Here is an 11,186-nt window from a genome sequence, read left to right as displayed (position 1 = left end):
TTTACATTAAGTCATATTTTAAAAGTAAGGGGGGAATACTTTGTTAATATTCAATATATGTAATGAATTTAGTAAAAGTAAAAGCAATAAGAAGAAAAGTAGTAAGGACATAAGAAAAATAATAAATAGAGCAAAAGAGAAATAAATTTAAACACTATTTTTAAAATAGTGTTTTTTATTTTTTACATATAAAAATAAAATTTTGAAAAGGATTAATGAAAAGGTTGACACAACATATACGTATATGTTAGTATAAACCCATAAGATATACGTACAAGTTGTGGAGGGAAGAAGATGAGTAAGTTTGAAAATGATGCAAAGTTACTAACAAAGTACATAGGCGGAAAAGAAAATGTAGCTGCAGTTACTCACTGTGCTACAAGGATGAGATTTGTTTTAAATGATACAAGTAAAGCTGATGTTGAAAAAATAAAGTCTATTCCTTGTGTAAAAGGAACATTTACTCAAGCTGGACAGTTTCAAGTTATAATTGGACCTGAAGTTGCAACTTTTTATAAAGATTTTATTGGAGAAACAGGAGTATCTGGAGAAAGTAAAGAAGAGGTTAAAAAGGCTGCTAAGAAAAATATGAATATAGTTCAGAGGGCTGTAGCTGGATTAGCTGAAATATTTGCTCCTTTAATACCTGCTATTATAGTTGGAGGTCTTATATTAGGCTTCCGTAATGTAATAGGTGATATGAAATTATTTGAAGATGGGACTAAATCTTTAGTTGAAATATCACAATTTTGGGCTGGAACTCATAGTTTCTTATGGTTAATAGGAGAAGCTATATTCCACTTCTTACCAGTAGGTGTTGTTTGGTCAATAGCAAAGAAAATGGGTGCCGACCAAATGTTAGGTATAGTAATTGGTATAACACTAGTATCTCCTCAATTATTAAATGCATATAATGCTGGTAGTGGTGCTGTAGCTCCAGTTTGGGACTTTGGATTTGCACAAGTTCCTATGATAGGATATCAAGCACAAGTTTTACCTGCAATATTAGTAGGATTTACCTTTGTATATTTAGAAAGATTCTTTAAGAAGATTACACCAGGCCCTATACAAATGATAATAGTACCATTTTTCTCAGTAATACCAACAGTATTATTAGCTCATACAGTTTTAGGACCAATAGGTTGGAAAATAGGTAGCATTGTATCAGGAATAATAGTAGCTGGATTAACTTCATCTTTTGGATGGTTATTTGCAGGTATCTTTGGAATGATTTATGCACCTTTAGTTATAACTGGATTACATCATACTTTATTACCAGTTGATTTACAACTTATAGGTGATATTGGTGGAACATTTATATGGCCTATAATAGCATTATCTAATATAGCTCAAGCATCAGCTGTTTTAGCTATGATATATGTAAATAGAAAAAATGAAGAAGAAAAACAAATATCAATACCTGCATGTATTTCAGGATATCTAGGTGTAACTGAACCTGCAATGTTTGGAGTTAACTTAAAATATTTATATCCATTTATAGCTGCAATGATTGGTTCAGGAGTAGCAGGAATGTTTTCAATGGCTATGGGATGTATGGCAAACTCAGTAGGAGTTGGTGGCTTACCAGCAATTTTATCAATGCAATCATCTAGTATGTTAATGTACTTAGTTGCTATGGGAATTGCAATAATCGTACCATTTATATTAACTATAGTATTCTCAAAGACAAAGTTAGCTAAAATGGCATCAAAATAGATAGTAAGGTGGAGAAATACTCCACCTTTTACTTATAATATGTAAATTTCATTTTATTATATTTTTTGAATTTTTGTAAGGTTTATAAAGAAGTATTAAAGTTCAAAAATTTATATAAGTTTCGCGAGGTGTTAATTATGAAAGATTTTAAAAAGAGTGTTGTTTATCAGATATATCCAAAATCATTTAATGATTCAAATGGAGATGGTATTGGAGATTTGAAAGGAATAATTGAAAAGTTAGACTATATTAAGACCTTAGGAGTTGATTATATTTGGATGACACCATTTTATGTATCACCTCAAAAGGATAATGGTTATGATATAGAAGATTATTATAAAATTGATTCAAATTATGGAACAATGGAAGATTTTGAAACTCTTGTTAAGGAAGCAAAAAAAAGAGGGATAGATATTATGCTTGATATGGTATTTAATCATACTTCAACAGAGCATAAATGGTTTAAGAAAGCTTTAGAGGGTGATGAGAGATATAAAAATTATTATATTTTTAAAGAAGGTAAAAAAGGAAAAGCACCAACAAATTGGATTTCAAAATTTGGAGGTAGTGCTTGGGAATATGTTGAAGAATTAGGTGAGTATTATTTACATTTATTTGATGTTTCTCAAGCTGATTTAAATTGGGAAAATAAAGAGCTTAGAGAAGAAATATATAAAGTGGTGAATTTTTGGATTGACAAGGGGGTTAAGGGATTTAGGTTAGATGTTATAAATCTTATTTCTAAGCCTGAGAATTTTGAAGATGATTATGAAGGAGATGGAAGAAGATTTTATACTGATGGTCATAAAATACATAAGTATTTAAAGGAGCTTAATGAAAGAACTTTTGGAAAGGATGTAGATATAGTAACTGTTGGAGAAATGTCCTCAACAAGCATAGAAAATTGTATAAAGTATTCTAATCCTAAAGAAAAAGAACTTTCCATGGTATTTAATTTTCATCATTTAAAGGTTGATTATAAGGAGGGTCAAAAATGGTCTTTAATGGATTTTGATTTTATTAAATTAAAAGATTTATTTGAAAAATGGCAAAGAGGGATGATTGAGGGAGAAGGATGGAATGCACTTTTTTGGTGTAATCATGACCAACCAAGAGTTAATTCTAGATTTGGAGATGTAGATAAATATTTTACTGAGTCTTCAAAGATGTTAGGCACATCAATACATATGATGTGTGGAACTCCTTATATATATCAAGGTGAGGAAATTGGAATGACAAATCCAAACTTTGAGGATATAGAAGATTACAAAGATGTAGAATCTATAAATTATTTTAATATTTTAAAGGAAGAAGGAATTAAAGAAGAGGAGATAATGAAAATTTTAAAAAGTAAATCAAGAGATAATTCAAGAACTCCTATTCAATGGAATGATGAAGAAAATGCTGGATTTACTAAAGGAACTCCTTGGATAAGTATTTCTAAAAATTATAAAGATATAAATGTTAAAAAAGCTTTAGAAGATAAAAATTCTATCTTTTATCATTATAAAAAACTTGTAGAATTAAGAAAAAATGAAGATATAATAGCTTATGGTGATTACAATATTTTATTTAAAAATGATTCTAAAATATATGCATATGAGAGAAATTATAAGGGGGAGAAATTAATAATTATAAATAATTTTTATGGGGAAAATTATTTAGTAGATTTATCAAGGGAGGTTAAAAACTTAGAAAATTATAATAAAAGTATTTTAATATCTAATTATGATGATAGTAGTTTAGATTTATTTAATCTAAATTTAAGACCTTATGAATCTATAGTTTATAAATTAAATTAAAATAATATAGCTTTTTATTAATATTTTAAAGAAGTTGCATAAATATTTTAAATGTAACTTCTTTATTTTTTCAATTACCATTAAAACTTATTATTATGTTAAAATATACTTGACTATTAATAGCTATATTTATTAATAGTATTTTTGTTTTATAAAACTTTAAAGTGAAATATTTTAAGAATTTATGTTTAGGAGAGTTATATAAATGTCTAGTAAGTATTTAAAAATATATAATAATATTGTTGAAAAAATAGATAATGGAATTTTTGAAACTAATAAGAAGTTGCCTTCAGAAGCACAACTTATGGAGGAGTATAAAGTTTCGAGAGATACTGTAAGAAAATCTTTAAATTTATTAGAAAGAAATGGATATATAGAGAAATCTAAAGGAAAAGGTTCCTTTGTCCTTGATATTAATAAATTTAATTTCCCTGTTTCTGGGATAAAAAGTTTTAAAGAAATTGAAAATAGTTTAGGGAAAGAATGTAAAACTATATTAAAAGAATTAAGCTTAAAAAGTCCTAATGACCGTATTATGAAAAAGTTAGAAGTTTCTCCTAATAAATATATATGGAATATAGTTAGAGTTAGGAATATAGATGGAGAAAATATAATTTTAGATAAGGATTATATAAATTCAAAGTTTGTTCCAAGACTTACAGAAGAAATTTGTGAAGATTCTTTATATAGTTATATAGAAGGAGAGTTAGGACTTAAAATAGCTTATGCTGAAAAAGAAATAACAGTACAAAAATCTACAGAAGAGGATAAGGACCTTTTAGATTTAAGAGGTTATGATATGGTTGTTGTTGTAAAAAGTTATACTTATTTAGAAGGAAGAAAGCTTTTTCAATATACAGAATCTAGACATAGACCAGATAAATTTAAATTTGTAGATTTTGCAAGGAGATAAAAGGTTTTATTAAAAGAGAGAAAGCATCTTTTTTAAAGATGCTTTCTATTAATGTTTAATACCTAAAATAGCAACGGAAAAAGTTTTGATGTAGTAAAGGCTAATTTAGGAAAGCCACTTTAGTATTAAACAACTTTAAAAAATTAATAATTCTTACAAAATATTTATAAAACTTTTTTATATTAATGTCAAATAAATGAAATTAAATAATTTTAATAAAATTAAGCAATTTTTTTAATTAAGTATATTTATATTATTATTATTTAATTAAATAAGGAATGTATACCTTTTACATTGTTAAATTTTTAATATCCTAAAGTTAAAGTGATTTTAGAATTACCAGGAACAACTTCATCCTTAGTAATACTTTGATTAATTACATTAGGACCTTCTCCAACAAATTCTCCTAAAAGTCCTATTTGATTTAATAATTTTTCAGCAGAGGATTTATCAATATTTTTAAAATCAGGAACAATAACATCAGTATTTAAATTTGAGCTATTTCCAGTTATTAAAGTTATTTTTGAATCTTTAGATATTTTATATCCAGGACTTGGTGTACTTTCGACTACAAAATTTCCATCTCCTTCAATTTCGTAGTCAATACCTAGTGTTTTTAACATATTTACAGAGTCTTCTAAGGGTAAGCCTCTAATCTCTGGTATTATAGTATTCTCTTTTTTATTAAGATTTTCTTCTAAATTAAATTCACTTAAGTCTATATAATTAAATATATTTTCAAATAACATTCCAGCTAAAGGAGCAGCAACTCTTCCACCATAGTATTCACCATTTTTAGGGTTATCAACAGCTACCATAACTGAGATTTGTGGATTATCATAAGGAGCAAAACCTACAAAGGAGGCAACATATCCACCGCCATATCCACCAGTTTCTGGATTAACTTTTTGGGCAGTACCAGTTTTCCCAGCTACACCAAAGCCTTCTTTATAAGCACCTTTAGCAGAGCCATTTTTAACAGCATTTTCTAAAACTGACCTTATATATTTAGAAGTTTCTTTACTTATTAAATTTTCCTTTTTATTTGCATTAAATTTTTCATCTATAATTCTATTATTATTTTTATCTATATGACTTATTTCTTTAACTAGATGAGGTTGAATTAAGGTTCCGCCATTTGCAACAGCATTTACAGCAGTCATAAATTGAATTGGGTTAACAGTATTAGTTTGTCCAAATGATATAGTTGCTAAATCCATTTCTGTTATATTTTCAGTTTTTTTGATTATTCCAGGAGCTTCTCCTGGTAAATCAACACCAGATTTTTTGCCAAGACCAAATTTTTTTATATATTCATTTAATTTTTCAGCACCTAACTTTTCTCCAAGATTCATAAAGCCAACATTACAAGAGTTTTGTATTATTTCTTCAAAATTTTGAGTTCCATGTCCTCCCCTTTTCCAACACTTAATAAATCTATCTCCCTTTTGAAGTCCACCATTACAAGTGTAAGTTTCATCTTTTCCAGCTAATCCTTCTTCAACTGCAGCAGAAGCAGTTATTATCTTAAAAATTGAACCTGGTTCAAAGGAGTCTGATACAGCCCTATTTCTCCACATTTTTTGTATTCTATCTGAGGAAGTATTTCCAGTAAAGTTTTCTGCACCATCATAAGGTTTATTTGGATTAAAATCAGGTTTATTTGCCATTGCTAAGATTTCGCCATTATTTGGATTCATTATTATTACAGAGGAAGCATCAGCATTATGATTCTTTAAGCCTATATCAGCAATTTGTTCTGCGAAATATTGAAGTTTTTCATCAATTGTTAAGACTACATCTTTACCATCTACAGGAGTTGTAAATTTAGATATTGTGTAAGGATATTCTGCACCATCTTTAACCATTTCAGTTATCTTTAATCCTGGAGTTCCTGATAAAACTTTATCGTATTTTAGTTCAATACCATTTAAGCCTACACCATCTGAATTAGTAGTACCAAGAACATGAGATAGAAAATTATTTTTAGGGTAATATCTTTGAGTATCTGGAGAGACCATAACTCCAGGAATATTCAAATCCTTAATTTTATCAGCTTTTTCTTTTTCAATTCTTCTAACTAATATAGCACTACCAGCAGGGGCTCCAGAAGGAAGTTTGAATTCTAGTTTTTTTAAAACTTTTTCTTTTTCTATATCAAGAATTTTAGATATTTCTAAGGATAAATCCTCATTAGTTTTTCCAGTTTTTTTTGTGTAAGCTCTAATTGCATTTAAGTTTAAATCTATTCTATAAAGATTTGAACTAATAGCAAGTTCTTTTAAATCTCTATCTAATATTTTCCCTCTTCTTGCAGATATTTTAACTTCATTTGTCCATTGTTCTACAGCTAGATTAGAATATTCAGGACCTTTTATTATCATTATATAAGATAGTCTAATGCTTAAAAGAATACATAGAATTATTATAAAAGCAAGGACAAAAGAAAGTCTTTTTCTTATTATTGCCATATCTCTATAGGATTTCTTCAATATATATACCTCCTTTAAAAAACTTATCTATACATAATATTAGGATATTAAGAATTTAATTATAAATTTTTGAAAAAAGCTTTCTATAAAATTTTTTAAAGGAATTAAGAAATTTATATTAAAAAAATATATTACTATATAGATATTAAGAAGATAATTGTATATTATTTACATATAAGGTTTATTTATGAAGTTTGTCTGAGGGGTGAGTATTTGGAGAGAAAAAAAATAGAAAATAATAATTTTAGAAATAGAAAGAAATTTTTTTTAAGAAGATTAATTTGTTTATTAGGAATTTTAATTTTTATTTTATTAATAATTTACTTTATTATGTCTAGTTTTATAAAAGAAGAAAGCTATAGAGGAATTTATAATAAAAATATTTCAAGTAGACAAATAGAAAATATTAAAGAGAATTTAAACATAAAAGAGGCAAATTATACTTGGGGAATTGGTCTTAAAAAGGGAAATAATCCTAAGAAGATAGTAATTCATCATTCTGCAACAGAAGTATCAAAGAGTCCAGAGGAAATTCATAAAATACATCTAGAAAAAGGATGGAGTGGCATAGGATATCATTTTTATATAAAAGAAGATGGTACAATTTATAAAGGAAGAGAAGAAAATGTTATAGGGGCTCATGCAAAGGGAGCTAATTATAATACCTTAGGAATTTGTGTAGAAGGAAATTTTGAAAAGGACGGATTAAAGGAGAAACAAAAAAAATCCTTAATAAATTTAGGAGCATATTTAAGTTTAAAATATCCAATAAAAGATGTGATTATGCATAGAGATGTTGTTGATACTTTGTGCCCAGGAAGTTTGTTTCCAATAGATACAATTAAACAAGGAATTATAAATAAAATAAAAAATTTTTAAAAATTTATTTTATTTTTAAAGTTAAGAAAGTAGTAAATTTTCATTACTTTCTTAACTTTAAAAATTTTATTTCTTTTAGCCTTCTATAATTTTCACATAAAAAGTTCTATTTCTAGGACCATCAAAATCACAAAAATATATATCCTGCCATTTACCTAATATTAAACTTCCCTTGTTAATTATTAAACTTTTAGAAGCTCCTATTGTGGAACTTTTAAGATGGGCATGGGAGTTTCCTTCAAAATGACTATATTCATGGTCTCTAGTTGGATATACTCTTTCAAAACCATAAATTAAATCTTTGACAACATCAGGGTCTGCATTTTCATTTATTGTTATACCAGCAGTAGTATGAGGACAGTAAACTAATACTATTCCATTTAGGATATTGCTTTTTTTTATATCATCTATTATATAAGATGTTATTTTAAGCATACTTTGAGAGTTTAATGTTTCTATTTTATGTTCGAAAAAATTATTCATAAAGACACCTCTTTAAAAATTATTATTTACATAATTAATTATATAATAAATTTATATTAAAGGTTATTTTTATTATTATGAATATAGTTATTATTTTTTGTAAATAATAACTATATATTGTTTAAGAATAAAGTGCTAATATATGTTAAAATATATTTTATAATATTATATTTTTAGGGAGGATTTACAATGTATACTATTATGGCTATTAAAATATCACCTAGAACAGTAGTAGCACCTAAGGTTCAAGAGATATTAACTAAATATGGATGTATAATACATACTAGAATAGGATTGCATGAAGCTACTGAAAATACCTGCTCAACCTCAGGATTAATTCTTTTAAATCTTACACCAAGTGCTATAGATGAAATAAAAAAATTAGATGAAGAACTTAATTCTTTAGAAGATGTTACAGCTAAGTTATTAAATCTATAAAAATTTTTAAAACCATACTTCTTTTAGGGAGTATGGTTTTTTTATAAAAATATCAAAATTTTCGATTATAAAGTAAATAAATTACATTTAATATAATATTAGTAAGTGATAATATTATTTTATAAATTAGGGGTAATTATATTTATTTTTAATGGAGGAAATTTTATTATGACTTTAAAGGGTAGAGTTACAATACCAACAGATTCTAATATGAAAGAAGAAATAAAAAATATAATAGATAAGTGGGGCGCAGATGCTATTAGAGATTGTGATGGGACTAAATTGTCTAAAGATATTGTCGATTTAGGAGTTAAGTTATATTCTACATACTTAACTGTTAGAAGTGATCAAGAATGGGCTAAAGATAATAGAGATGAATTACAACAACTTTATTTAATGTCAGAACCTGTTACTGCCTTATCTGAAAGAGTTAAAATAGATATTTTAAGTGGATATTATAAGGAACAATTTGAAATAGATAAGCTTCATGATGAAAAAAAATGGTGGGAAGTTATAGATAGAACTAATGGAAAGGTTTTAGCAAATTCAAAATGGACCTTTAATAAGGAAAGTGAAATATTAACTATAGAAGAGGCTATACCTTATCATCAATATACAGTAAATTTTTTAGTTTATATGATTTGGGACCCAACTCAAATGTATAATCATATAACTAATAAGTGGGGAGATAAACCTCATGAAATGCCTTATGATTGTAGACAAGAAAAAAGTAAAAAACATGTTAAAAAAGCATTGAAAAAATGGATTGATGAAAATCCTAATATTGATGTTGTTAGGTTTACTACATTTTTTTACCATTTCACCTTATGTTTTAATGAAGTTGCTAAAGAAAAATTTGTTGATTGGTTTGGATATAGTTCATCAGTAAGTCCTTTAGCATTAGAAGAATTTGAGAAGGAAAAAGGATATAAGTTAAGACCAGAACATATAGTTGATGCTGGATATTATAATTCAACCTTTAGAGTTCCTACTAAGGAGTATAAAGATTTTGTAGATTTTCAATGTAAGAAAGTCTCAAAAATGGCTAAGGAATTAGTTGATTTATGCCATGAAAATGGAAAAGAAGCCATGATGTTTTTAGGGGATAATTGGATAGGAACAGAACCTTATGGAGATTATTTTGAAAGTATAGGTTTAGATGCAGTAGTTGGTTCAGTTGGAAATGGAACAACAATGAGGATGATATCTGATATTAAAGGAGTAAAATATACTGAAGGTAGATTTTTACCTTATTTTTTTCCAGATGTATTTAATGAAAAGGGAAATCCGGTTTTAGAGGCTAGAGAAAATTGGATACAAGCAAGGAGAGCTATTTTAAGAAGTCCCTTAGATAGAATTGGATATGGGGGTTATTTAAGTTTAGCTACTAAGTTTCCAGAGTTTGTTTCACAGGTTGAAAAAATATGTAATGAATTTAGAGAAATCCATGAAATAATAAAGGGAACAAAGGCTTATGTTGCTCCTTTTAAAGTAGCAGTTTTAAATTCTTGGGGAAAATTGAGAAGTTGGCAAACTCAACAAGTAGCACATGCACTATGGTATAAGGAGATATATTCTTATGCTGGAATAGTTGAATGTTTAAGTGGTATGCCTGTAGATGTTGAGTTTATTAGTTTTGATGATATATTAGAAAATGGAATTTCAGAGGATATTGGAGTTATTATAAATACTGGAGATGCATATACGGCTTGGAGTGGAGGAGAATATTGGAAAAATCCTAAGTTACTTTCTATTATTAGAAAGTGGGTTCATAATGGAGGCGGTTTTATAGGGGTTGGAGAACCTAGTGCAATACACTATGAAAATAATTTTTTCCAATTAGCTGATGTTTTAGGAGTTGATAAAGAGGTTGGATTTAGTTTAAGTACTAGGAAATATAATATTTTAAATCCATATCATTTTATAACAGAAGAAATTGGAGAAAAAGATATTGATTTTGGAGAAGGAATGAAAGGAGTATATGGTAAAGGAGAGAATTATCAAGTTCTAAGAATGGATTTTGGTAATAATCATTGTAGAAAAAATAATTTTAGAGGAGATGTTACTTGTGCTATAAATACTTATGGAAAAGGTAGAAGTGTTTATTTTGCAGGATTTCCATATACACCAGAGAATTGTAGAATTTTACTAAGAGCACTTTATTGGGTTTCTAGTAAGGAAAATAAAATGAAAGATTTTTATGTAAGTAATATTGATACTGAATGTGCAGCCTTTTTAGAGGTAGGGAAAATTGCTATAATAAATAATACTCAAGAGGAAAGAACTACAGATTTATATATTTATGGAGTTAAAAAAGAAACTTTGATTTTAGCTCCTATGGAAATAAGATGGATAAGTATAAAATAAATAAGCTTTTTCTTTAATTCCCTTATTTATAGGACTCTTAGCAAAATATTTTGCTAAGGGTCTTTTAATTTAAAAAAATATGGAATTTCGAATAAT

8 protein-coding genes are annotated in these 11,186 nt (G+C 27.1%); 6 read left to right on the top strand and 2 right to left on the bottom strand.

Annotated elements, in window-relative coordinates; translation table 11 throughout:
- The first annotated feature begins 294 nt into the window (after positions 1-294).
- From treP to treR, 3 genes are all read left to right on the top strand, one after another.
- Entirely contained in the window at positions 295-1,716 is a 1,422-nt protein-coding gene (treP, locus tag AC4FRL_RS07280) for a PTS system trehalose-specific EIIBC component (protein ID WP_491139557.1), read from the top strand.
- A gap of 137 nt (positions 1,717-1,853) precedes the next feature.
- On the top strand, positions 1,854-3,518 hold the full coding sequence (gene treC / locus AC4FRL_RS07275; protein ID WP_491139556.1) for an alpha,alpha-phosphotrehalase: 1,665 nt from the start codon (positions 1,854-1,856) through the stop codon (positions 3,516-3,518).
- A 205-nt stretch (positions 3,519-3,723) separates the two neighbouring features.
- A complete protein-coding gene (gene treR / locus AC4FRL_RS07270) occupies positions 3,724-4,431 on the top strand; it encodes a trehalose operon repressor (protein ID WP_491139555.1) in 708 nt (235 codons plus the stop codon).
- A 305-nt stretch (positions 4,432-4,736) separates the two neighbouring features.
- On the opposite strand, the gene AC4FRL_RS07265 is transcribed toward treR, so the two are convergent.
- Positions 4,737-6,923: a stage V sporulation protein D gene (locus tag AC4FRL_RS07265; protein ID WP_491139554.1), complete on the bottom strand. Its 2,187-nt coding sequence runs from the start codon at positions 6,921-6,923 to the stop codon at positions 4,737-4,739.
- Positions 6,924-7,136: 213 nt separating this feature from the next.
- Between AC4FRL_RS07265 and AC4FRL_RS07260 the strand changes: the two genes are divergently transcribed.
- Complete coding sequence (locus AC4FRL_RS07260) at positions 7,137-7,802, top strand: peptidoglycan recognition protein family protein (RefSeq protein WP_491139553.1); 666 nt, start codon at positions 7,137-7,139, stop codon at positions 7,800-7,802.
- Positions 7,803-7,877: 75 nt separating this feature from the next.
- Here AC4FRL_RS07260 and AC4FRL_RS07255 read toward each other — a convergent pair whose 3' ends face one another.
- Complete coding sequence (locus tag AC4FRL_RS07255; protein WP_491139552.1) at positions 7,878-8,285, bottom strand: secondary thiamine-phosphate synthase enzyme YjbQ; 408 nt, start codon at positions 8,283-8,285, stop codon at positions 7,878-7,880.
- A 189-nt stretch (positions 8,286-8,474) separates the two neighbouring features.
- Here AC4FRL_RS07255 and AC4FRL_RS07250 point away from each other — a divergent pair, with 189 nt between their 5' ends.
- Together AC4FRL_RS07250 and gnpA are read left to right on the top strand one after the other, a co-directional pair.
- Positions 8,475-8,723, top strand: coding sequence for a CPF_0552 family protein (locus tag AC4FRL_RS07250; protein WP_491139551.1), 249 nt, complete (start codon positions 8,475-8,477; stop codon positions 8,721-8,723).
- A 165-nt stretch (positions 8,724-8,888) separates the two neighbouring features.
- Positions 8,889-11,090, top strand: a complete 2,202-nt coding sequence (gene gnpA / locus AC4FRL_RS07245) for a 1,3-beta-galactosyl-N-acetylhexosamine phosphorylase (protein ID WP_491139759.1) — start codon at positions 8,889-8,891, stop codon at positions 11,088-11,090.
- The last annotated feature ends 96 nt before the right edge of the window (positions 11,091-11,186 follow it).

The sequence above is a fragment of the Clostridium sp. TJA032 genome (genome assembly GCF_058310275.1).
This window is presented reverse-complemented; position numbering and strand designations above follow the sequence as displayed.

Bases quoted from the DNA above. Each gene is read 5' to 3' on its own strand.
- treP (WP_491139557.1), top strand. From the start codon at position 295: ATGAGTAAGTTTGAAAATGATGCAAAGTTACTAACAAAGTACATAGGC.
- treC (WP_491139556.1), top strand. From the start codon at position 1,854: ATGAAAGATTTTAAAAAGAGTGTTGTTTATCAGATATATCCAAAATCA.
- treR (WP_491139555.1), top strand. From the start codon at position 3,724: ATGTCTAGTAAGTATTTAAAAATATATAATAATATTGTTGAAAAAATA.
- AC4FRL_RS07255 (WP_491139552.1), bottom strand. From the start codon at position 8,285: ATGAATAATTTTTTCGAACATAAAATAGAAACATTAAACTCTCAAAGT.
- AC4FRL_RS07250 (WP_491139551.1), top strand. From the start codon at position 8,475: ATGTATACTATTATGGCTATTAAAATATCACCTAGAACAGTAGTAGCA.